This is a genomic window from Synechococcus sp. 'PEA 65AY6A-5F PE A', assembly GCF_047462575.1.
GTDB lineage: Bacteria > Cyanobacteriota > Cyanobacteriia > Thermostichales > Thermostichaceae > Thermostichus.
Window position 1 is genome coordinate 1 of the sequence record NZ_JAOALE010000019.1, and the last position, 23014, is coordinate 23014.

Sequence of the window (23014 nt, forward strand, 5' to 3'; positions counted from 1 at the left end):
GGGCGTCCCGTTCTTCAAGCTCAGGAAATGTCCTGCCATTGGGCAGGAGTCACTGTTGGCGAAGCGTGGCGTAAGCCATGAAGCCTGCACTCTATGCGTCAGCATGAGTGCGGGAGTACGTCACGGTTTCACGGTTTGTCTTCTGGCTCTGTGGGTTACTATGTCCTCTGATGTCTCTCCTCCACCTCTTCTCTCGGCTGAAGCAGCTGCCCAGTTGGCAACCGCTCCCCCCGTCTTCACCACGGATCAAATCCTGGAGATCCTGCCCCATCGCTACCCTTTTTTGCTGGTGGATCGCGTGGTGGAGTATCAACCAGGGCAACGGGCGGTGGGCCTGAAAAACGTCACCTTCAACGAGCCCTTTTTCCAGGGGCACTTCCCCAACCGACCGATCATGCCCGGCGTTCTGATCGTCGAGGCCATGGCGCAGTTGGGGGGGATCGTGTTGACCAAGTTGCCGGATGTGGCTGGGCGGTTGGCTCTCTTTGCCGGCATCGATGGCGTTCGCTTCCGCCGCCCCGTGCTGCCGGGGGATCAGTTGCTGCTGTCAGCCAATTTGCTCACCATCCGGCAAAAACGCATCGGCAAGATGTTTTGTCGGGCCCAGGTGGGGGGACAGTTGGTGACCGAAGGGGAGCTGATGTTCTCCCTGGTGGATTGATGGGCCAACAGCGGCCAGCAGCGGGGCCTTTGGCGCTCCGCAACCGCGGGGCAAGTGGGGGGTGGCCATCTGTTTTCCCCATCGAGGAGGAGCCCAGCGGAGGCAACTTGGCGTGGAAAGACCCTGCTAAAGTGTTGGGATAGGGGCATGTCAAGTGCTGCTTTCACCTCCCGGTCGGAGTTTCACAGCAGAGCGGTGGAGGATTGTGCCCTCCCCAAGCAAGCCCTAATCGCAGGGTTGGGAGCGTAGCTACATTTGCTGGCTAGGTTAGAAATGAGTTCGTTGGCTTCAGCGGGATCCACTCCCAACTCCTCTGTTCGGATTCATCCCACAGCGGTGATCCATCCGAAGGCTGAGTTGCACGAGACGGTACAAGTTGGCCCCTATGCGGTTATCGGCGAGCATGTGCGCATTGGCGCCCGTACGGTGGTGGGGGCCCACGTGGTGATCGATGGTTGGACAGATATTGGCGAGGACAACCAGATTTTTCCGGGGGCGGTGCTGGGCACGGAGCCTCAGGATCTGAAGTACAGCGGCGCGCCCTCTCAGGTGGTGATCGGCAAGGGCAACCGCATCCGCGAGTTCGTCACCATCAACCGAGCCACCAATGAAGGGGAAGCGACGGTGGTCGGCGATCACAACCTGCTGATGGCCTACGTCCACGTCGCCCACAACTGCGTCATCGAAAATCAGGTGGTGATCACCAACGCTGTCTCCCTGGCTGGCCACATTCACATTGAGTCGCAGGCGCGCATCGGCGGCATGGTCGGGATCCACCAGTTTACCCGTGTGGGGCGCCTGGCTATGGTGGGGGCCATGAGCCGGGTGGATCGCGACGTGCCGCCTTACATGTTGGTGGAGGGGCACCCGGCCCGCATCCGGGGCCTTAACTTGGTGGGGTTGCGGCGAGCCAAGGGGATGGAGGGATCCCTGGCGGCCTTGCGGCAGGCCTACCGGCTCCTCTACCGTTCCGGTTTGCCCCTGGAAAAAGCGCTGCAAACGCTGCGGGAGAGTCTGCGAAGCGAGGGGGGCTCTAGCATCTTCTCCCTACAGGGGAAAGAGCTGGTGGACGAGACGGGATCCCTGCTCCATCTGCTGCAATTTTTGGAAGATTCCCTTTCCCAACCCCAACGGCGCGGCCCTCTGCCGGCCTTGCGCCGCAGCAGAGAAGAGGACGACCTGTGAGCCATCTGTTTATCTGCACCGGAGAAGTCTCCGGGGATCTGCAGGCCGGCCATCTCATCCGCGAGTTGCTGCGCCAACGCCCGCACCTACGCATCACGGCAGTTGGGGGAGAGGAGATGGCCGCTGCGGGGGCCAATCTGTTGCACCGCACCACGGAGATCAGCTCTATCGGCATTCTGGAGGCTCTCCCCTTCGTCGGCCCTGCCCTATGGACGGAGTGGAAGATCCGCCGCTTCCTGGCGCAAGACCCGCCTGATTTGGCCATCCTGGTGGATTACATCGGCATCAATAGCCGCATCGCCCGCCTGTTGCAGCGGCGACGCATCCCTGCCGTTTACTACATTGCCCCCCAAGAATGGGTGTGGTCGCCCAACAGCCGCCTCACTTACCGGCTAGCCCAGCAGATGCGACTGATGGTGGCGATTTTCCCTGAAGAAGCCCGCTACTACGCCGCAGCAGGTGCCCAGGTTTGCTATGTGGGCCACCCCCTGCTGGATATTTTGGCGAGTGTACCCGGTCGCGCTCAGGCCAGGGCTGAGTTAGGGATCCCTGAGGAAGCGATGGTGGTGGCGCTGCTGCCGGCCTCCCGCCGCCAGGAGCTGCGCTCGGTTTTGCCCATCTTGCTCCAGGCAGCGCGGCTGTTGCGGGCTCGCCTGCCCCAGGTGCGGTTTTGGGCGCCGCTGGCCTCGCCCCGCTTTGCCGCCCCGATTGCCCAAGCCGCCCGCCGCTATGGGCTGGAGGATCTCACCCTTCTCTTGCCTCGCCCTTCGCCTCCGAAGGCGCATCACCTGCTGTTGGCGGCCGCCGACCTGGTGCTGGCCAAGTCGGGAACTGTCAACCTGGAGGCGGCCATTTTGGGGATCCCGCAGGTGGTGATCTACCGCCTCAACCCAATTACCTTTTGGCTGGCCCGCCATTGGCTGAAGGTGTCGGTGCCCTTTATGTCTCCCCCCAACTTGGTGCTGATGCGCCCCATTGTGCCGGAACTCCTCCAGGAGGAGGCCCAGCCAGAGCGAGTCGCCCAACTGGCCTTGGAGCTGCTGACTCGGCCCGAGCGCCGCACCCAACTGCAGGCCGACTATGCTGCTATGCGGGCAGCGCTGGGGGAGCCGGGAGTTTTGGCCCGCGCCGCCAAGGCCATCCTGGAAGTGCTCGACAGCGAAACTCGCCCTAAGGGAGATCCCTGAGGCTAGCCTGTCGAGAGAATGGCATCCAAGAGGGGATCCGCCCCAAAGCGCACCACGTCGGTACAGGGCCGCCCGGTCTCCACTTCCACCTGGCGGATCTGGGCCAGGGCGGCTTCCTCCTCCCAACCGAAGGTATTGAGGGCCACCCCCACCACCGGCACGGGGGCAAAGGCGCCGGCAGCTCTGGCCACCTGTTCGTACAGCTCGATGACCTTACGCAGGGGAGGGATGGGTACGTAGTCCATCCCTTTGATGTGGGTTTGCCCAGCTCGGTGGACCAAGATCAAGTGGGTGGGCTGGGATCCCCGCAACAGGGGCAGGGTTGCTGTAGAGGCGGGGTTGAGCAGGGATCCCTGGCCTTCGATGTGCAGGATGTCGTGGTCAAATCCATAGCGCAACACCAGTTGCTCCACAGCGCCGCTGGCGTAGTCCACCCGCACCGCATCCAGGGGTATCCCATCGCCGCTGATGAGGATCCCGGTTTGTCCGGTGGCCAAAAAGCGGGAGCGCAGGCCCCGCCTCAGGCTGGCCCGGTGCAGCTCTAGGCTGGTGGACATTTTGCCCACGCTCATGTCGGTGCCCACCGTCAACACCCGTTTACAGGGCAGGGTGCGGGCCAGGGCTTTCCCCACCGACAGGTTGGGGGGTTCGCGGCGAATGTCCCAGATCCAGGCTCCCGGCTGCAGCCACTGCCGCAACTGGGCATCTTCCGCTAGGGGGGTGTGCAGACCGTTCACCAAAGACAAGCCGGCTTGCAGGGCTTGGCACAGCTCCTCCCGCCACTCCGGGGGCAGCTGGCCGCCGGAAGGAGCGATCCCAATCACCAGAATTTCAGGCCGGTGGGCCAGCGCCTCCTCCACCGAGGCCACGATGGGAATGTCTTTGGCAATTCCGGTCAGATGGGCCAGGGATCCCCCCGCCTGCTCCCGGTCGATCACCGCCACCACCGGGAAGGAGCCGTAGCGCAGCAGCCCCAGCCCCGTTTTCCCATGCTCCCCCAGCAATCCCCCGTGGAGCAGGATGGCCACGCGACTTTCGCTGGACAGGGATTCCGGCCTTCCCATTATTCCTCCCGCAGCTCTACCCCCAAGCCCGGTCGGTCGGTGGGGAGCAGGCAGCCCTCCTGCAGGATGGCCCCGGCGAAGGGATCGTCGGTGAGGTTGAGGTGGCTATCCAAGTCCAGGTAATCCACCAGGGGAGCCAAGTGGGCTGCCGCCGTATTCCCCAGAGCTGTGTTGCTGTAGCAGCCCAACATCACCTGTAGGCCGTGGGCTTTGGCGGTGTGGATCATGCGCCAGGCTTCGCTGAGGCCTCCGCACTTCATCAGCTTAATGTTGATCCCGTGGACGCGATCCACCAGAGGGGGGATATCGCGGCTGTCCATACAGCTCTCATCCACAAAAATGGGCAGCTTCGACTCGTGCCAGAGGGTGATCAGCTTTGCTTCCTGCCCCCTCTCCAAAGGCTGCTCCAGGTAGCTCACCCCTTGCCCCGCCAGCCAGTTGCTCATGCTCAGGGTTTGCTCCACCGTCCAAGCGCCGTTGGCATCTACCGTAATCAGGGATCCCAGCGGGATCACCTCTTGTACAGCAATCAGCATGTTCTGATCCGCCATCAGCCCCGAGTCGCTGCCCAGCTTGATCTTAAAGGCCCGCGCTTGGGTCTGTTCCATCCAGGCCAAGGCGCGCTGGCGGGCCGCCTGCGGGGTGGAGATGCCGATCGTCATCGTCGTGGGCGGAATGCGGGAGCGATCCAGCCCCCACAACTGCCACAGGGGCCTCCCCAGCCGTTTGCCCATCCAATCGTGCAGGGCCATATCCACCGCTGCCCGCGCTGCCGAAGGGATCCCGGCCCGCAGCAGTTCTGCCTCGATTGGCTGGCGCTCCCAGGGGGAATGGCGGCGCAGGATCCCTTTGGCCACGTCCAAGCCCATCAGGATGTCGTCCAGAGACTGGTGGCAATCGTCGCTCACCGAAAAAGGGCAAGCCTCTCCCCACCCTTCAATTCCCTCCTCCTCAATTCGCACCCAAGCCAAGGTTGTATCGCTGTGGGTACCTCGGCTGATGGTCAAGGCGTAGCGCTTGTGAACGGTGAAAGGTTCGACGTAGAGCCGCATGGGCATCTCCAGAAGAAGAAGCTTGGAGGGGCAATTGGGCCTGGGCCGTCCCTTTGAGCTTAGCTTGGTTCCCAGCCCAGCCTGCCCCCGTCCCCAAGCCCAGAAAACAAGTTATCCCTTGCCCCGTCCGCCGTCTATGGTGGGATCCAGATCCACCGTTCTCCATACCCTTGCCACCATGAATACCGCCGAACTGCTGGTTCGCTGCCTGGAAAATGAGGGGGTGCAGTACATCTTCGGCGTTCCTGGCGAAGAAAACCTGGAAGTCCTGCAAGCCCTGCGCCGCTCCTCAATTCGCTTTATCACCACCCGCCACGAACAGGGGGCCGCCTTCATGGCCGATGTCTATGGCCGGCTGACGGGCAGAGCGGGGGTGTGTCTCTCCACCTTGGGGCCGGGCGCCACCAACCTGATGACCGGAGTTGCCGATGCCAACCTGGACGGAGCACCCCTAGTGGCCATCACCGGCCAAGTCGGCACCGACCGCATGCACATCGAATCCCATCAATACCTGGATTTGGTGGCCATGTTTGCCCCCGTCACCAAGTGGAATGCCCAGATCGTGCGCCCCAGCATCACCCCGGAGATCGTGCGCAAGGCTTTCAAATTGGCCCAAACCGAGAAGCCGGGAGCCGTCCACATCGACTTGCCGGAAAACATTGCCGCCATGGAAGCCAGCGGCACTCCCTTGAGGAGAGATCGCCTGGACAAAACCTACGCTTCCTATCAAAGCCTGAACGAAGCGGCCTCCCTGATCTCCCGCGCCCGCAACCCCTTGATTTTGGCCGGCAATGGAGCCATTCGCGCCCAAGCCAGCAGCGCCCTCACGGAATTTGCCACCCGCTTGAACATCCCCGTGGTCAACACCTTCATGGGCAAAGGAGTGATCCCCTACACCCACCCCTTGTCCTTGTGGGCCGTTGGCCTACAGCAGCGGGATCTGATCAGTTGTGGCTTCGACCGCACCGATCTGCTGATCGCCGTCGGCTACGACCTCATCGAATACTCCCCCAAGAAATGGAACCCCGACGGCACCATCCCCATCGTTCACATCGCCGCCCTGCCGGCTGAAATCGACAGCAGCTACATCCCGCAAGTAGAGGTGGTGGGAGACATTTCCGACTCCCTGATGGAGATCCTGCGCCGCTGCGATCGCACGGGCAAGCCGGATCCCTATGGCATCAGCCTGCGGCAGAACATCGTCCGCGAGTACACCTGCTATGCCCAGGATCAGAGCTACCCGATCAAGCCCCAAAAGCTGATCTACGACCTGCGCCAAGTCCTGGAACCCGAAGACATCGTCATCTCCGATGTCGGCGCCCACAAAATGTGGATGGCCCGCCTCTACCACTGTGACAAACCCAACACCTGTCTCATCTCCAACGGCTTTGCCGCCATGGGCATCGCCATTCCGGGGGCCTTGGCCGCCAAACTGGTGCATCCTGACCGGCGCGTTGTGGCCGTGACCGGAGATGGGGGGTTCATGATGAACTGCCAAGAGCTGGAAACTGCCCTCAGGGTGGGCACCCCCTTTGTCACCCTCATCTTCAACGATGGCGGCTATGGGCTGATCGAGTGGAAGCAACACAACCAGTATGGCGAGGCTGCTTTCGTCAAGTTCGGCAATCCAGACTTCGTTAAGCTGGCGGAGAGCATGGGCCTCAAGGGCTACCGCGTCGAAAAGGCTGCCGACCTGATCCCCATCCTGAAGCAGGCCCTCGAGCAGCCGGTGCCCACCCTCATCGACTGCCCTGTCGATTACGGCGAAAATCTTTACTTGACCCAGCGGTCGCAAGCGCTGGTCTGCGAGACTTAGGGGACGAGATGGATGTGAATGCGAGATTTGAGCCGAGTTGGGGCATAGTAAGCCCAGGGTTGGCGGCCTCTGGGCAGTCCAGACTTATGTATCTTTACCGTTGACCCTTAGCAGCCAAGTGCAGTGAAATAGAGGCATTGTGGGTGACCCGCCAGCATGAGCGATCTTCCTTCCCCTCCCTTTACCTCGCGCCGCGCCGGCGCTGCCAGCAAAGCCCTGGCCATTGCCAACGTCAGCATCACTCCTTTCGGCCGCAAGCTCAAAGAGCTGGGCTTTGCCGACGATAAGCAAATCCAGGACATCCAAAACGCCCTCAAAGCCGATCGCGAAGGGGGCAGCAAGGCCCTAGCCCTGGTGGTCAAAGAGATTGTCGGCAAAGAGATCACCCCTGACCTGGAGCGGGCCTACAAGCGGCAGCAGCTCTTTGAGCTGAAAATCATCTACGGGATCCCCCCCCTCGACATCGATTTGGAGCCGGTGGAGATCTCGGAGATGATCGGGCTCATCGACTCGCTCTTGCCTCTCGACATCTGCAACCGCTACAAGTTCTTGCCCATCCGCCGCCAAGACAACCAAGTGCTGGTGGCGATGGTCAGGCCGGACAACCTGCAGGCGCTGGACGACATCCAGCGGCGCTTCCGCATCCAGGGGCTGAAGCTGCAGCGGCGGGTCTTCACCCAGCGGGATTTCGACGCCCTGATCAACCGCTACATGGATGTGCAGGCGGAGCTGCTGGCCATCAAGGGGATCAACGACGCGGCTGCTGCTCAACAGGCGGCTGCTGCCCAACAGGAAGAAGAGGTGGTGGTCAACACTGCCGAAATCGATCTGGATGCTATTGAGGATGTGGCTGCCGATGAGGCCGGCGAGGGATCCCTGGAGCAGCAGCTCAAATCGGCAGACGATGCCCCGATTATTAAACTGTCCAACCAGATCCTGGTCAAGGCCCTGCAGGACGGGGCGTCCGACATCCACATCGAGCCACAAGAAGAATACCTGCGCATCCGCTTCCGCAAAGATGGGGTGTTGCGGCAGGCTTTTGAAAACTTTCCCAAGAAGATCGTCCCTGCCCTTACCGCTCGCTTCAAAATCATGTCCAATTTGAACATTGCCGAGCGGCGCATGCCCCAGGATGGGCGGATCCGGCGGGTCTTCAAGGGGCGCAAGGTGGATTTCCGCGTCAGCACCCTGCCCTCCCGCTACGGGGAGAAGATCGTGCTGCGGATTCTGGACAACTCCGCCACCCAGCTCGGCCTGGACAAGCTGATCACCGACCCAGAGACCCTGGCCAGCTTCAAGGAGGTTGTCAGGCGACCCTTTGGCCTGATCTTGGTAACCGGGCCCACCGGATCCGGGAAAACCACCACCCTCTACTCGGCGCTGGCAGAAGTGAACGATCCCGGCATCAACATCAGCACCGCCGAGGATCCCATCGAATACTCCCTGCCGGGGATCACCCAGGTGCAGGTGATCCGCGAAAAGGGCATGGACTTTGCCATGATCCTGCGCGCTTTCTTGCGGCAAGACCCGGATGTGATCCTGGTGGGGGAAACCCGCGACCACGAGACGGCCAAAACCGCCATCGAAGCCTCCCTCACCGGCCACCTGGTGTTGACCACCCTGCACACCAACGATGCCCCCGGTGCCATCGCCCGTCTGACGGAGATGGGGATCGAGCCGTTCATGATCTCCAGCTCGCTGTTGGGGGTGCTGGCCCAGCGCTTGATGCGTCGGGTATGTACCGAGTGTCGGATCCCGTACCACCCCACATCCGAGGAGTTGGCCCGCTATGGCCTCAGCCTCAGCGGCGACGGCGAACAGCTCACCTTCTACAAAGCCAACAAGCTCTCCCCCAAAGAGATCGAGCAGCGCAAAGCCACCGGCAAGCCCATCTGCGAGAAATGTGGGGGCGTGGGCTACAAAGGCCGCGTGGGGGTGTACGAGTTCATGCGCATGAACGACCGCCTGGCCGAGTTGATCAACAAGGGGGCTCCCACGGAGGTCATCAAGGAAGCCGCTGTCGAAAGCGGCATGAAAACCCTGCTCGCCTACAGCTTGATGCTGGTAAAGCAGGGCCTGACCACGCTGGAGGAGGTAGATCGGGTTATCCTCACCGACAAGGGTTTGGAAACGGAGCTGAAGGCCCGTGCCAAGGCCCTTAGCACCTGCCGCAACTGTGGCGCCGCCCTGCAGGTAGACTGGATGGATTGCCCCTACTGCCTGACGCCGAAGTTTTAGGCAAGGCGCCTGGCTCTTGACGCCGCCAAGGTGCTGATTATAACAGTCCTATACGAGTCCTGGAGGGTTGCCTCTAGCCCGGCTTTAGAAGGGTTTTTCATCGACAACTCCTAGGTCGAACCCAGCCTGACTCAGCTTACCGATTGGAGACACCAGCCCTATGCCACAACTCATGATCGAAGACCTGATGGAAGAAATCGTCCGCAGGGGCGGTTCTGACATCCACATCTCAGCCGGTTTGCCCCCCTATTTCCGCATCAATGGCGAACTCCAGCCAACCGAGCACGAGCCCCTCACCCCTGAGGAGGTGCAGCGGCTCATTTTCAGCATGTTGAACAACACCCAGCGCAAACACCTGGAGCAGAACTGGGAGTTGGACTGCTCCTACGGCGTGCGCGGGATCGGGCGCTTCCGCGTCAACGTCTACCGGGATCGCGGCACCTACGCCTGCGCCATGCGGGCGCTGGCCTCTGAGATCCCCAACATCGACAAGCTGGGCCTGCCGGATGTGTGTAAGGAGATGGCCCGTCTGCCTCGGGGCCTGGTGTTGGTGACCGGCCCGACGGGATCCGGCAAGTCCACCACTTTGGCCGCTATCATCGACTTCATCAACCGCGAGCGGGCCGAGCACATCCTCACCATCGAGGATCCCATCGAGTACATCTACACTCCCATCCGCAGCATCATCCACCAGCGGCAGTTGGGCGAAGACACCAAGAGCTTTGCCAATGCCCTGCGGGCGGCGATGCGGGAAGATCCGGATGTGATCCTGATCGGGGAGATGCGGGATCTGGAAACCATCCAGTTGGCCATCACCGCCGCCGAGACCGGCCACCTCTGCTTTGCCACGGTCCACACCAGCTCTGCCGCCCAGACGGTGGATCGCCTGGTGGACGTGTTCCCGCCGGAGCAGCAGCAGCAGATCCGCGTGCAGCTCTCCAACTCCCTCAAGGCCGTCTTCTCGCAAACTTTGGCCCGCCGCCTCAACCCCAAGCCGGGAGAGCCCGGGCGGGTGCTGGTGCAAGAGATCATGGTGGTGACGCCGGCCATTGCCAACCTGATTCGGGAGGGCAAGACCGCCCAGATCTACTCGGCCATCCAGACGGGCGGCAAGCAGGGCATGAAGACCCTGGAGCAGGATCTGGCCAACCTCTACCTGCAGGGCAAGATCGACTTCGAGACGGCCATGTCCAAGACCTCTCGCCCTGAGGAGTTGCAGCGGCTGTTGGGCAACGTTGCCGGGCCCTCGCCAGCCGCGGCAGCTCAACACCAGCGTCCAGCGGGGGTTGCCGTCCGTCGTTGAGCCGCAGCGCCGCGTCCCGGGGTGAGGTCTTCTTGCCGATCTCTGGCCGCCGCCTCAATTTGTGGCTAAGCTCTAGCTGAGAAAGTTAGTTGCCCAAAGTTCGGGGGCTGGATCCCACAACTCGAACCCTCTCATCATGAGTTTGAATCGGGGGTAAGCTATGCCGCGCTACAAGGTTCGGGGGTTAAAGGCCGGTCAGCCGGTACGCCTGACGGTGGTGGCCAACAACTTGACCGAGGCGCGTGCACGGCTGCGCCGAGAGGGCGTTTTTGCCAAGCCAGAGGACATTCAGGAAGAAAAGCCCTTTTTCTCGCTGGAGACCTCTTTTGATTTCTCGATGCTGGGATCCATCGACATTCGGGACAAGGCGGTGTTCTCGCGGCAATTTGCTGCCCTGATCAACGCCGGCGTGTCGATGGTGCGCTCTCTCACCATCATGGAGGAGCAGACTGGCAACCGCAAGCTCAAAAAATACCTGAGGGCCATCCGTGCAGAGGTGGAGGCGGGGAAAAACCTCTCCGACTCCATCCGCCCCTATCCAGATGCTTTCGACAGCCTCTACTGCAGCATGGTGCAGGCAGGGGAAGTGGGCGGCGTGCTGGACGAAGTGCTCAACCGCCTGGCCAAGCTGCTGGAGGACATGGATCGCCTGCAGAAGCAGATCAAGTCAGCCATGACCTACCCGGTGGTGGTGACGATCTTGGCTGTCTTGATTTTCTTGGGCATGGTGCTCTTCATCTTGCCCACGTTTGAGAGCATCTACAACGACTTGGGGGGGGAGCTGCCCGGCTTTACCCAGTTTTTCATCAACGTCAGCAAGTTCCTGCGCACACCCCAGTACAGCTTGGGCCTGGTGGGCTTTCTGGTGGCGGTCTTCTTTGCCTTCCGCCGCTTTTATCGCACCCCCGCCGGCAAGGAGACCATCGACGCGCTGGCCCTCAAGCTGCCCATTTTCGGGGATCTGATCCAGAAGTCGGCGGTGGCCCGTTTTTGCCGCACCTTTGGGGCCTTGACCCGCTCTGGGGTGCCGGTGCTGACTTCGTTGGAAATTGTGCGCGACACTTCCGGCAACCAGGTGGTGGCCAACGCCATCGACGCCGCCCGCCAATCCATCTCGGAAGGGGGCCAGATCGCCCCGGCCCTGGATAAGGCCAAGGTCTTCCCGATCATGGCCATCCAGATGATCAGCGTGGGCGAAGAGACGGGGGAGCTGGATGCCATGCTGATGAAGACGGCGGACTTCTACGAGCTGGAGGTGGAGGAGGCGGTGCGCGCCCTCACCAGCCTGCTGGAGCCGCTGATGATCGTGATCTTGGGGGGGATGGTGGGCTGCATCATCGTGGCCATGTACCTGCCGATGTTCAACGTGTTCGAGCTGGTGAAGTAGCGACCCCGTCCCCAGGGCAACCAGGACACATAGGGAGGAGGAAGGGATCCCATGCTGCGGCGCTGGTTGGTGGCCCTGGGGGTGTTCTTGGCCGTGGGGCTGGCGGTTTTGCTGTCGGAGCCGCCGACGGGATCCCTGACGGGGCGGGTGGAGCTGCCGGCAGGGGTGGCGCCGGGGAACGTCCAGGTGATTGCCGCCGGCCCGGTGAGCCGCAGCGTCAGCCCGTCTGCGGAGGGCGAGTATCGCTTGGATCAATTGCCCGTTGGGGAATACCGGGTGACGGTGCGGGGATCCGGCCTGGAAACCGTCTTCAGCGAGAGGCCTGTGCAGGTGCGGGAAGGGTCAGTAGCTTCTGCTCCTCTCCTGCGCCCGCAGCTTCTGCCCCCCAGCCTCTACCTCTACAGCACCAGCCAGGTGTTCACGACCGCCGAGCCGGCGCGGCTGGAGTGGAGGGCCAGTGGCTTGAGGGCGGTGCAGTTTGCCGTTTACCGCTTTTCCCTGGCCGATCTGGAGGGATCCCCTCGCTTGCGGAATTTGGCCCTCGGCTACGGATCCCTGGATCCGGATTTGTATTCCACCCTGCGAGGAGAGCTGCTGCGCCGTTGGCAGCAGCCGCTGGGGGGAGAAGAGGTGACCCGCACCTTGGATCTGGGGATCCTGCCGCCGGGGGCCTACTGGCTGGAGGCGGAAGGACAGGAGCCGCTGAACCCGAGTGCACCTTTGCCCCGTTCTGAGGAGTGGCTTTTGGTAAGCGACCTGGGCCTAATCCAGAAACAGGATGCCAGCCAGTTGGTGGTGCAGGCGGTGCATTTGCAGGAATTGCGTCCTCTGCCGGGGATCCAGATCCAAGTTTTTGGGGAGTGGGGGGATCCCTTGACGGCCACCACCGACGAGGAGGGGCTGGCCCAGTTTAGCTTGCCGGCGGGGGAGAGATCCTCGTTGGTGGTCTATGGCCGCAGCGCCGACAACACGTTGCAGGTTTTGTCCCGCAGCTACACCTACGGCTGGAACCAGCCGTACCGCATCTACGCCTACCCAGACCGCCCCCTCTACCGCCCCGGCCAGACGGTCTATTTTCGCGCCCTGGTGCGGGAGCAAGGCCGCCTCACCCCGCCCCCGGCAGGCCAGCCGCTGCAAGTAACCCTCGCCGCTCCCAACGGCGATGTGCTGGAGGAGCAGACCCTGGCCACCAACGCTTTCGGCAGCGTCCACGGGCAGTTTCAATTGCCGGAAGAAACCCCCCTGGGCAGCTACAGCCTAGAGTGGCAGTTCCAGGGATCCAGCCGCGAGTCCACCGACTTTGGGGTGGCAGCCTACCGCAAACCGGAGTTTGAGGTGACGGTGGTGCCCGACCGGCCTTGGCTGGTGCGGGGGGGATCCCTGAAGGCTCAGGTGGAGGCCGAGTATCTTTTCGGCGCGCCGGTGGCCCAGGCCCAGTTGCGCTATCGGGTTTACAGCAGCCCCGACTGGAGCCTGCGCTACGGGCTGTTGCCCCGTTCTGCGGCAGAAGACTATTTTGCCAATGACCTGGGAGAGGAACCGGCCTACTACGGCGGCTACGGCCAGTTGGTGGCGGAAGGGGAAGGGGTGACGGATGCCCAAGGGCGGGCGGAGTTTCGCCTGGATCGCCTGCTGCAGGATCTCAACTGGCAAGAAGACAGCTACTGGGGCCCCCAAGAGGTGCAGCAACTGCGCATCGAGGTGGAGGTGACCGATATCAGCCGCCGGACGGTAACAGGATCGGCGCGGGCCTGGGTCACGGCTGGCGAATTTGCTCTGTTTGCGGAAGTGAACCGCCACCTGCCCGCTCCGGGGGATACCCTCACCTACCGGCTGCAAGCCCGCGATTACGATGGCCGCCCCGTCAGCGCCACCGGAGAGCTGAGCCTGGAGCGCTGGCGCTGGGATCCCAAGAGCAGCACCTACCAACGGCAAGGTACCCTGCTGCGGCAGCCTTTTCAGATTGTCAACGGGGAAGGCAGCCTCGACCTCCACCTGCCCGCCGACCTGGAGCCGGGAGACTACCGGGTGCGGTTGACGGCATGGGATCCCCGCCGTCAAAGTGCTCCGCACCGCTGGCGCGAACGGGTGCAGGAGGTGGACTATCTCTGGGTGGTGGAGCCGGGCAGCCCCCTGCAAAGGTGGGGATCCCTGCCCAGCCTGGAGGTGGTGGCGGATCGCCAGATCTACGAAGTGGGGGAAGAGGCCCAGATCCTGATCGCCTCGCCGCTGCCGGATCTGCCGGTGCTGGTGGGCCTGGAGGGATCCCGGCTGCACCAGGTACAACTGCTGCGCCTGCAGGGGCATACGGCCACCCTGCGCCTGCCCATCCGGGAGGAGTATCGCCCCAACCTCTACGTCACCGCCACTGTCGTTGGCCCAGAGCGGCGGCTGTACCAGAACGAGGCGCTGCTGCGGGTCTCGCCGCTGGATCGCTTTTTGCAGGTGGAGCTGCAGACGGATAAGCCCACCTACCAGCCGGGGGAGACGGCCCGAATTCAAATCCGCACCCGCAATGCCCAAGGGCAGCCGGTCAGCGCCGAGGTGGGGCTGGGGATCGTGGACAATGCCCTCTACCTGCTCCGGCCCGACTTTACCCCCGATATCCGCCGCTTCTTCTACGGGCGCCAGGACAACCAAGTCACCACCACCACCTCTTTCCCGCAACAATATCCCGGCGGCGCCGACAAGCTGGCCGGCCAGGTGCGGGAAGACTTTCGCGACACGGCTGCCTGGTTCCCGGATCTGGTTACCGACGCCGATGGCCTGGCCCAGGTAGAGGTGCGCTGGCCGGATAACCTGACCACCTGGCGCTTGACTGCCCGCGCCGCCACCGCCGACACCCAGGTGGGATCCGCCCTGGCCAGCGTCGCCGTCAGCAAAGACCTCTTGGTGCGCCTGGCCACCCCTCGCTTTTTCCAGGTGGGGGATCAACTCACCTTGGCCGCTGTTGTGCAAAATCGCACCACAAAAGCCCAGGCGGTGGAGGTGGGGCTGGAAGTGCCCGCCAACTTGGCGTTGCAAGGCCCGGATCGACAACGCCTTACCGTGCCGGCCCAGAGGGCGGAGCGGGTGGAATGGCCCCTGCGGGTGCTGGGGGCCGGCGAGACCCCCCTGCGGGTTTGGGCACAAGGGGAGGGGCTGCAGGATGCGCTGCAACTGCGGATCCCCAGTCAGCCCTTAGGGGCAGTGCACCGCTTCTTCCAAACGGGGCGGCTGCAGGAGGATGGCCTTGAGCTGCCTTTGGATTGGCCGGCCACCTGGGTGCCGGGATCCCGACACCTGCATCTGGAACTGGCCGCCAGCCCCGCAGCGGAGCTGTTGGGGCCCTTGGACTACCTGGTGCAGTTCCCCTACGGTTGCACCGAGCAGACTTTGAGCCGCTTTTTGCCCGCCTTGGCGGTGGCCCAGGCCGGCGAGCAGTTGGGCCTCAGCTTGCGCTTGCCCACCCTGGAGCGGCTGCCGCGGGTGGTTCGGGCCGGCCTGCAGCGGCTGGAGGAATCCCAGAACTACGACGGCGGCTGGGGCTGGTGGGCCTACGACACCAGCAACCCCTATCTGACCGCCTACATCCTGCAGGGCTATCATCTCGCCCAGGCCGCCGGCTACGCCCTCAAGGAGTGGCGGGTGCGGCGGGCTTTGGAGTATCTGGCTGGGCAGCCGTTCCAACGCCTCTCCCCCGATCTGCGGGCCTTTGTGGCCTACAGCCTGGCCCTCTGGGATCCGGCGCTGGTGACTGCCGAGCTGCCGCCGCCGCCGCAGCTTTCCACCTTTGGCCTGGCCTACCGCGGCCTGGCCGCCCTGCAACGGGGCCAGCGGGATCTCGCCCAGGCGGCTCTGGAGGAAGGTCTGCAACGGCGACAAAGGGATCCCCAGGGCCGCTGGTTTATTCCTGCCGCCTCCGCTCCGCCAGCCGGGGAACGCCCCACCTACGACGACCTGGAGGTGGCCGGGCCCCTCCTGCAACTGGCCGTGCGCCTCCAGGATGGCCGCGCCGGGGAGATCGCCACCGCCCTTCTCCAGCAACGGCAGGACAACCGCTGGCGCACCACCAAAGCCACCGCCGACGCCCTCCTGGGCCTGGTGGCCCACTACCAAGCCCAGCAACAGCAACAGCCTGGCCCCCGCCAGGTGCGGGTGCAAGATGGGGTAAGCGGGGCGCAACTGGCCCAGTGGCAGGCCGGTCCTCAGGATCCTCGCCAGGTGCTGGACTGGGACGACGCCGAAGTGAGTAACCTGCGCCGCCTGCGCCTGGAAAAATCCGGCCCCGGCCCCCTCTACTACAGCCTGCGGGGAGAGGCCTTTCTGCCGGAGCTGCCGCCCCCCGACAGCCAGGGCTTCACGGTGAGCCGCCGCTACTTCCGCCTACAGCCCCAGCCCCAAGCCAATGGCGAGATCCGCTACCGGGAACAGCTCCTGCGCCCCGGCGAGGCGGTGCGGGCGGGCGAGGTGCTCCTGGCCCGGCTGACGGTGGAAGCTGAGCGGGATAGCCACTACGTGGTGATCGAGGATCCCTTGCCCAGCGGCGCCGAGATCACCTCCCGGGATCCGCGAGGGCTTGCCGCCGACTACTGGTGGGACTGGTTTTGGGCCCATCAAGAGAACCGGGACGACCGGGTGGCCTTCTTCAGCACCGAGCTCAAGCGGGGCCGCCACGAGTTCGTCTACCTCTTCCGTCCCGAGATCCCTGGCCAATTCCAGGTGGCCCCTGCCCTTGTCGAGGAGATGTACGATCCCAGCCGCTATGGCCGCAGCGCTGGCCAGGCGCTCAAAGTCCTGCCCTGAGCTTGAAGCTGCCCAGGGATCCTCCCTAGAGGCCCCAACGATGAGATAGTAGAGGGGCGAGCAGAGTTGGGCAGCCTATGATCCTGCGCACCGTGGCCACCATCCCTTTTCCCGACCAAAAGCCGGGCACCTCCGGCCTGCGCAAGCCGGTGCAGGTGTTCCAGCAGCCCCACTACCTGGAGAACTTCATCCAATCCACCTTTGACGTCCTCGAGGGATCCGCCGGCCAAACCCTGGTGGTGGGCGGAGACGGCCGCTACTACAACCGGGAAGCCATCCAGATCCTGCTCAAGATGGCAGCAGCCAACGGCATCGGGCGAGTACTGCTGGGCCGGGGGGGGATCCTCTCCACGCCAGCGGTTTCCTGCTTAATTCGCAAATACGGGGCCTACGGCGGCATCATCCTCTCCGCCAGCCACAACCCCGGCGGCCCCCAGGGAGACTTCGGTATCAAGTACAACATCGGCAACGGCGGCCCTGCCCCGGAGAAGGTGACCGAGGCCATCTACGCCCGCACCCAGCAGATCCGGGAGTACCGCATCCTGCAAGCCCCGGATGTGGACCTGGATCGCCTGGGGGAGCAGCGGCTGGGATCCCTGACGGTTTCCGTCATCGACCCGGTGGCCGACTATCTAGGCCTAATGCAGCGCCTGTTTGATTTCGACGCCATCCGCGACTACCTGGCCTCCGGGGTTCGCATCGCTTTCGACGCCATGCACGCCGTCACCGGCCCCTATGCCCACGCCATCCTGGAGGGAGCTCTAGGGGCGCCCCAGGGCAGCGTCCTCAACGGCCAGCCGCTGCCGGACTTTGGCGGCGGCCGCCCGGATCCCAACCTGGTGCATGCCCGCGCCCTGGTGGAGCTGCTGTTTCGAGAAGATGGGCCGGATTTCGGCGCCGCCTCCGACGGGGATGGGGATCGCAACATGATCCTGGGCCGCCGCTTCTACGTGACCCCCAGCGACAGCCTGGCGGTGTTGGCCGCCAACGCCCACCGGGTGCCCGGCTACCGGGAGGGGCTGGCCGGGATCGCCCGCTCCATGCCCACCAGCCAGGCGGCAGACCGAGTGGCGGCCAAGCTGGGGATCCCTTGCTACGAGACGCCTACCGGCTGGAAGTTTTTTGGCAACCTCCTGGATGCCGGCAAAGTTACCCTCTGCGGCGAGGAGAGCTTCGGCACCGGCTCCCACCACATCCGGGAAAAAGACGGCCTCTGGGCTGTCCTCTTTTGGCTCAACATCCTCGCCGTGCGGCGCCAGTCGGTGCGGCAGATTGTGGAAGACCACTGGCGCACCTACGGGCGCAACTTCTACTCCCGCCACGACTACGAGGGGCTACCGGTGGAGGTGGCCGAGGAGCTGATGGAGCACTTGCGGCGCTCCGTGGCAAGCTGGGTGGGGCAGCGCTTTGGCTCCCAAACAGTAGCCTATGCCGATGACTTCAGCTACACCGATCCCGTGGACGGCAGCACCAGCCGCAACCAGGGGATCCGCATCGGCTTTGAGGACGGCTCCCGCATCGTCTACCGCCTTTCCGGCACCGGCACCCACGGGGCCACCCTGCGGGTGTACTTGGAGCGGTTTGAGCCGGATCCCAGCCGGCACGGCCTGGATCCCCAGGTGGCCCTGGCCGAGCTGATCCAACTGGCGGATCACTTCGCCCAGATCCGCGCCCGCACCGGTCGGCAGCAGCCGGATGTGATCACCTGAGAGTTCTGCCGAGAAGCTAGATCTCTCTGGGGGGAGGGATTGGGGGCAATGGCCGGCAGAGAAAGACGCTCGAGAGTGGCGGTAGGATGAGGAGGTGGGGACCCTTCCACAACGCCTCCACATCTTTTTTCTGTCTGTGTTCACTGCTCCTCCTGCGAGTTTGGCAGCCGATCCCATTGCCCCTTTTGCTCCCCAAACCTGGAGCTGGCGGGGTCACGCCATTCGCTACGTCGTCCAGGGATCTGGCTCCCCACTGATTTTGGTGCATGGCTTTGGGGCCTCCATTGGCCACTGGCGGCACAACATCCCTGTGCTAGCGGCGGCGGGATACCGGGTCTATGCTTTGGATTTGCTGGGGTTTGGCGGCTCGGCCAAGCCGGCCCTTGCCTACAGTCTGGAGCTGTGGGCCGAGCTGCTGGCGGATTTTTGGCGGCAGCATGTGCGGCAGCCGGCGGTGTTCATCGGCAACTCTATCGGCGCCTTGCTCAGCTTGCTCATGGCTGCCCGCTATCCCCAGCTTGTTGCTGGAGCCGTGCTGCTCAACTGTGCCGGCGGTCTCAACCACCGCTCCCACGAGCTCAGCCCGCTGGCCCGCCTTTTCATGGCCACCTTCACTGCTCTGGTGGCCTCGCCGGTCACGGGGCCCCTTCTGTTTGATTGGGTGCGGCAGCGGCAGCGGATCCGCGCCACTCTGAAACAGGTGTACTGCAACCCTGCCGCCATCACTGACGAGCTGGTGGAGATCCTCTACGCCCCTTCCTGTGAGCCGGGAGCGCAGCAGGTGTTTGCCGCTGTTCTCACGGCTCCCCCTGGCCCTACGCCGGAAGCGTTGCTGCCCCAGGTGCGCTGTCCGCTGCTGGTGATTTGGGGGGAACGGGATCCCTGGACGCCTATTCAGCGGGGTCGCGGCTTTCAAAACCATGTGCAGGGGATCGACTACCAATTTTTCCCTCTTCCCGATACGGGCCATTGCCCCCACGACGAGCGCCCAGAGATTGTCAACCCCTTGATTTTGAGCTGGCTACCCAAAGCCTTTGCCACGGCTTAGCCTTTCTTGGAGGCTTGGGTAGTTCTTTTGCCCAGGCCCAGCCACTTGCGCACCCTGTCTATCCAGCTCTGAAGGGGCGAAGGCTGGGGCCGAACTGCCACCTGAATGGGCTCGTCTTGAAACTCTTTGTCCTTAAGGCGAAAGCCAAACTCCAGCTCGTCTTTGACTTTGCTAAGACGGGGAAAGAGGCGGACGGCTGCTTTTTTGAGCTCTTCCTCGTTTTGGAAGATGGCCTGGTGGATGGCGCTGGAGCGACTGACCGCCAGGGATCCCACGGGCAGCCAGGGGTTGGGTTTGCCGGGCTCAGCTTGGCGGCGCCGGGCAAAAATGGCGAACTCCGGCATCCCCTTGGCTTTCAGCTCGTCGTAGCGTTTGGCGGCTTCCTTGCGCTTGGCCGTGTTGGCCTTGGCCAGTTTCTTCTCTGGCTTGGATTGGCTGAAACCCTTGGGCTGACTCATACTCCAGTAGGGCAACGGTGGATCCCCATAGCTTAGCGCAGAACGACTCCCGCCCGCGGGAAGATGCCATGCATGGCATGCTATACTTACAAAGCCTTGGATTTGGATTGCTCCTCGGGATGTAGCGCAGCTTGGTAGCGCACTTCGTTCGGGACGAAGGGGTCGCAGGTTCGAATCCTGTCATCCCGATAGATTCAGGAAAATGCGGGGCAACGGCCATCCTTCGAGCCTAAGGCCCTCTTCCCCTTGGGCAGCAGAGGGGCAAAAGCGCAGCCTGCGGCACTCAGATCACTGGTGGGGTTGTAGGTGACGCAGCCAGGCGTTGACGTTAACGCGGAGCCGCTGCCCAAGCTGGAAGAGGCGGCGCAAGGTTTCGCCAGGGATCTCCTGGCCTTCTTCTCGAAGGTGGGTTGGGCCGCTCGCGCTCCCTTCAGCCAGATGCAGTTGAAGTTCTCTCTGCCGTTCCAGACCCAGCAGGTAGAGCTCCTGGAGGCGATCCAGGTTGATGGGCAGGCGCAGATCGTCAGCTAGTTTTAGCCACTCCTCCAGGTTGTGGAGCTGTTCGCCAAAGCTCTCCGGCTCAAAATCGTGGGCAAGGTGCCACATCCCCCGCTGCAAGAGCCGATCCAAAACCCGGGCCGCCTCCTCCCGCCGCAACTGACACCCCAACTGCTCCGCCTCGCGGGCGATTGCCCGCAACTCCAGCAGGTGATCCCGCTTGCCCTCTTCTATTTCCATGGCCCGTAAGCTGCTCAATAGGCGCTGGTTGAGGGTAATCTGGGCGGCGGCCAACAGCTCTTCCGGGATCGGCAGGCCATCGGCCCGAAAAGCCATCAAAACCCCGTAATTCTCCAGGTAGGTTTGGCGATAGAGCTGGGCCAAGCGCTCCAACGTGTCCTGGGTAAGCCAGCGCAGCATCTGCTGCCGGTCTTCCTCAATCAGGGCGTTGAGGTCGAAGGTTTCCGGTCCCAGCAGCTCTTGCAGGGTTAGGACGAGCTGGATGCGGCTGCGGGATCCAGATAGCAGGGTGGCTTTCAACTGCTCGTAGCTGCGCCGCCCTGTAAACGGCTTGACGCCACATTGAAAGTCCCAGCCGCCCAGGTGGAGTAGAGCGTAGATGAGGTCGTGCTCTTCAGAGGTGGTGGGAAAAGAGAGCTTCACCCGCCCAACCAGCAGCGTGGATCCCCCTATAGCTAGGCGCTCCTGATCCACCGGCTCCAGCATATATCCGGGGGCTCGGGGCATGCCGTTGACCAGGGAAAGCATGGCGTGCTGGGCCACGAGCCGCTGCGGGCTAACCCGGCGGGGGCGCACCAAAGCTTGGTAAACTCCTCGGCCGTCTTTGTAGAGTTCGAGGTTGCTGGGGGCCTTGCTTAGGCGAAGCAGAAACTCCTCCTCCAGATCCACCTTGGTGGCAGCCGCTGCCAACTCAATGGCCCGCGCCGCATAGCGCAGGATTTGCACCCCCTCAGGGCGAGCGAGTTCTTCAAAGAACCAGCCGCAACTGGTGAACATCAGTTGGCTGTAGCGCTGCATCTCCAACAGGCGCAGCACCTGCACCCGGTCTTCGGCAGTGAGGCGGTGGCTTTGGTGCTCCTGCAAAAATGCCTCGCAGCGCTCCCGATCCAAGATCACCTCGATGTAGCGATCCCGAGCCAGCCAGGGATCCCGCAGGTAGGCCTTAGCCTCCGTCTCGTAGATCTCGGCCAACTGATCCCGCAGCCAGTTGAGGGCCTCCCGCAGCGGTTGCCGCCAGCGTTGGTGCCAGCCAGGCACTGCCCCACAGCCACAGTCCCGTGACCACCGCCCCACCCCATGGGCACAGCTCCAGGCAGTAACTGGCTTTAGTTGCACCTCCCAGGTGGGAGGGTGGTGGCTGAGGAAATGGGCGTAGTTGCCCACTTGCCAGCCTCGGCGGGGAAACTCCTCGCAGAAGGCATAGGCCAGGGTACGCTCGGTTCCGCGTTTGTGGTGGCCAAAGGTCTCGCCATCCGTGGCACAGTTGACGAGTTGGACTTCTCGGCCAGGGCGAATAGCCAACTGGAGCCGCTCCGCCAGCGCCTGGGTGCTGTAGGCAATATCGCCAAAGCCAAGGTCGCGGGAGATGGGGCCGTCAAAGAAAAAAACATCTAGGTAGCCGCCTCGGTCGGGGGTAAAGCAGCGATAGGGCCGGCTGGGATCGATCTGGCCCTGGCTGACATCGATCCATTCCGTTTGCCCCAAAGGACGAATGCGCTGCGCCTGGCTGGGTGCCAAGATGACAAAGCGGATCCCGCAGTCGACTAAGGCCTTAACCGTTGCTGCATCGATAGCGGTTTCCGCCAGCCACATGCCTTCGGGAAAGCGGCCAAAGCGATGCTGGAAATCGGCAATCCCCCAGCGGATCTGGGTGTACTTGTCCCGCTCGTTGGCCAAGGGCAGGATGACGTGGTTGTAGACCTGGGCGATGGCATTGCCATACCCCTCCAGCCGCTCGGCGCTGAGGCGGTCGGCAGTCAAGATGCGTTGGTACACTTCAACATCGTGCTCCTCCAACCAGGAGAGGAGAGTGGGGCCAAAGTTAAAACTCAAGAATTCGTAGTTATTGACAATGCGCACCACCCGCCCCTGCTCGTCCAGGATGCGGGCAAAGGCGTTGGGACGATAACACTCCGCCAGAATGCGCTCGTTCCAGTCGTGGAAGGGGGCAGCGCTGGGCTGGCGCTCAATGCGGCTTAGCCAGGGATCCTCCCGCGGCGGCTGGTAGAAATGACCGTGCAGCACCACGTAGGGAGCGGTGGTTGTAGCTCGCGGAGGCGGAGAGCTAGCATCAGCTAAAAAGGGAGCCGGATCCCCTTGCCCTGATTCGGCCGCCGGCATAGAGGCGTTTTTGGAGCCACTCGGCAGCATGAGACCCTACTCCTTGCCCGCCCTCGGAGCTTCAGTTCTGGGGAGACGGGCTGCTAGTTAACCTAAGTTCATATCCATACGTTACAGCGATCCCCGATCTGCGACTGTCAACGTAAAGGACTTGGACAAAAATTTGACGGCGAATAACTATTGCTTAGCAATCTTCTTGCGTTCCCCCAGCGAAGACTCTTGAGCAAGCCCGAAGATGACCCGATCTCACTGCCACTCGGAG

At 63.1% G+C, this 23014-nt stretch carries 14 protein-coding genes and 1 tRNA gene; 11 read left to right on the top strand and 4 right to left on the bottom strand.

What is annotated here, in order from left to right:
* Window positions 1-160: 160 nt before the first annotated feature.
* The 3 genes from fabZ to lpxB all read left to right on the top strand — a co-directional run bounded on the left by fabZ (window position 161) and on the right by lpxB (window position 3033).
* A complete protein-coding gene (fabZ, locus tag GG26_RS07820; protein WP_011430776.1) occupies window positions 161-661 on the top strand; it encodes a 3-hydroxyacyl-ACP dehydratase FabZ in 501 nt (166 codons plus the stop codon).
* Window positions 662-934: 273 nt separating this feature from the next.
* Entirely contained in the window at window positions 935-1846 is a 912-nt protein-coding gene (gene lpxA, locus GG26_RS07825) for an acyl-ACP--UDP-N-acetylglucosamine O-acyltransferase (protein WP_414348434.1), read from the top strand.
* Window positions 1843-3033, top strand: coding sequence for a lipid-A-disaccharide synthase (lpxB, locus tag GG26_RS07830; protein ID WP_099813040.1), 1191 nt, complete (start codon window positions 1843-1845; stop codon window positions 3031-3033). Before lpxA ends, lpxB begins: the two co-directional genes overlap by 4 nt.
* Window positions 3034-3035: 2 nt before the next feature.
* Here lpxB and GG26_RS07835 read toward each other — a convergent pair whose 3' ends face one another.
* Both GG26_RS07835 and GG26_RS07840 read right to left on the bottom strand, forming a co-directional pair.
* Entirely contained in the window at window positions 3036-4097 is a 1062-nt protein-coding gene (locus tag GG26_RS07835; RefSeq protein WP_414389801.1) for a DUF1611 domain-containing protein, read from the bottom strand.
* Window positions 4097-5149: a dipeptide epimerase gene (locus tag GG26_RS07840; protein ID WP_414389804.1), complete on the bottom strand. Its 1053-nt coding sequence runs from the start codon at window positions 5147-5149 to the stop codon at window positions 4097-4099. The genes GG26_RS07835 and GG26_RS07840 overlap by 1 nt, the downstream gene beginning before the upstream one ends.
* A 178-nt stretch (window positions 5150-5327) precedes the next feature.
* On the opposite strand from GG26_RS07840, the gene GG26_RS07845 reads away from it, so the two are divergent.
* The 7 genes from GG26_RS07845 (at window position 5328) to GG26_RS07875 (ending at window position 19435) form a co-directional block, all read left to right on the top strand.
* Window positions 5328-6965 (top strand): acetolactate synthase large subunit, encoded by a 1638-nt coding sequence (locus GG26_RS07845; protein WP_011430783.1) that lies wholly within the window; start codon window positions 5328-5330, stop codon window positions 6963-6965.
* Between the two features lie 156 nt (window positions 6966-7121).
* Entirely contained in the window at window positions 7122-9203 is a 2082-nt protein-coding gene (locus GG26_RS07850; protein ID WP_414389806.1) for a GspE/PulE family protein, read from the top strand.
* Between the two features lie 160 nt (window positions 9204-9363).
* Window positions 9364-10506, top strand: coding sequence for a type IV pilus twitching motility protein PilT (locus GG26_RS07855; protein WP_099834829.1), 1143 nt, complete (start codon window positions 9364-9366; stop codon window positions 10504-10506).
* Between the two features lie 160 nt (window positions 10507-10666).
* On the top strand, window positions 10667-11893 hold the full coding sequence (locus GG26_RS07860; RefSeq protein WP_414389809.1) for a type II secretion system F family protein: 1227 nt from the start codon (window positions 10667-10669) through the stop codon (window positions 11891-11893).
* A 51-nt stretch (window positions 11894-11944) separates the two neighbouring features.
* Window positions 11945-16678 (top strand): alpha-2-macroglobulin family protein, encoded by a 4734-nt coding sequence (locus GG26_RS07865; protein ID WP_414389812.1) that lies wholly within the window; start codon window positions 11945-11947, stop codon window positions 16676-16678.
* A gap of 77 nt (window positions 16679-16755) precedes the next feature.
* Window positions 16756-18387, top strand: a complete 1632-nt coding sequence (locus GG26_RS07870; RefSeq protein ID WP_099883769.1) for an alpha-D-glucose phosphate-specific phosphoglucomutase — start codon at window positions 16756-16758, stop codon at window positions 18385-18387.
* A gap of 136 nt (window positions 18388-18523) precedes the next feature.
* Window positions 18524-19435 carry an alpha/beta fold hydrolase gene (locus GG26_RS07875; protein WP_011430789.1) on the top strand — a complete coding sequence of 304 codons (912 nt, stop codon included), beginning with the start codon at window positions 18524-18526 and terminating at the stop codon, window positions 19433-19435.
* On the opposite strand, the gene GG26_RS07880 is transcribed toward GG26_RS07875, so the two are convergent.
* On the bottom strand, window positions 19432-19893 hold the full coding sequence (locus GG26_RS07880) for an HHL1-like protein (RefSeq protein WP_414389817.1): 462 nt from the start codon (window positions 19891-19893) through the stop codon (window positions 19432-19434). The genes GG26_RS07875 and GG26_RS07880 overlap by 4 nt on opposite strands.
* A 115-nt stretch (window positions 19894-20008) precedes the next feature.
* Between GG26_RS07880 and GG26_RS07885 the strand changes: the two genes are divergently transcribed.
* A tRNA-Pro gene (locus GG26_RS07885) sits at window positions 20009-20082 on the top strand.
* A 99-nt stretch (window positions 20083-20181) separates the two neighbouring features.
* On the opposite strand, the gene GG26_RS07890 is transcribed toward GG26_RS07885, so the two are convergent.
* Entirely contained in the window at window positions 20182-22782 is a 2601-nt protein-coding gene (locus GG26_RS07890; RefSeq protein ID WP_414389820.1) for a DUF3536 domain-containing protein, read from the bottom strand.
* Window positions 22783-23014: the final 232 nt, after the last annotated feature.

Coding starts and splice junctions, on each gene's coding strand:
- fabZ (WP_011430776.1), top strand. CDS start 161: ATGTCCTCTGATGTCTCTCCTCCACCTCTTCTCTCGGCTGAAGCAGCT.
- lpxA (WP_414348434.1), top strand. CDS start 935: ATGAGTTCGTTGGCTTCAGCGGGATCCACTCCCAACTCCTCTGTTCGG.
- GG26_RS07835 (WP_414389801.1), bottom strand. CDS start 4,097: ATGGGAAGGCCGGAATCCCTGTCCAGCGAAAGTCGCGTGGCCATCCTG.
- GG26_RS07840 (WP_414389804.1), bottom strand. CDS start 5,149: ATGCGGCTCTACGTCGAACCTTTCACCGTTCACAAGCGCTACGCCTTG.
- GG26_RS07845 (WP_011430783.1), top strand. CDS start 5,328: ATGAATACCGCCGAACTGCTGGTTCGCTGCCTGGAAAATGAGGGGGTG.
- GG26_RS07850 (WP_414389806.1), top strand. CDS start 7,122: ATGAGCGATCTTCCTTCCCCTCCCTTTACCTCGCGCCGCGCCGGCGCT.
- GG26_RS07855 (WP_099834829.1), top strand. CDS start 9,364: ATGCCACAACTCATGATCGAAGACCTGATGGAAGAAATCGTCCGCAGG.
- GG26_RS07860 (WP_414389809.1), top strand. CDS start 10,667: ATGCCGCGCTACAAGGTTCGGGGGTTAAAGGCCGGTCAGCCGGTACGC.
- GG26_RS07865 (WP_414389812.1), top strand. CDS start 11,945: ATGCTGCGGCGCTGGTTGGTGGCCCTGGGGGTGTTCTTGGCCGTGGGG.
- GG26_RS07870 (WP_099883769.1), top strand. CDS start 16,756: ATGATCCTGCGCACCGTGGCCACCATCCCTTTTCCCGACCAAAAGCCG.
- GG26_RS07880 (WP_414389817.1), bottom strand. CDS start 19,893: ATGAGTCAGCCCAAGGGTTTCAGCCAATCCAAGCCAGAGAAGAAACTG.
- GG26_RS07890 (WP_414389820.1), bottom strand. CDS start 22,782: ATGCTGCCGAGTGGCTCCAAAAACGCCTCTATGCCGGCGGCCGAATCA.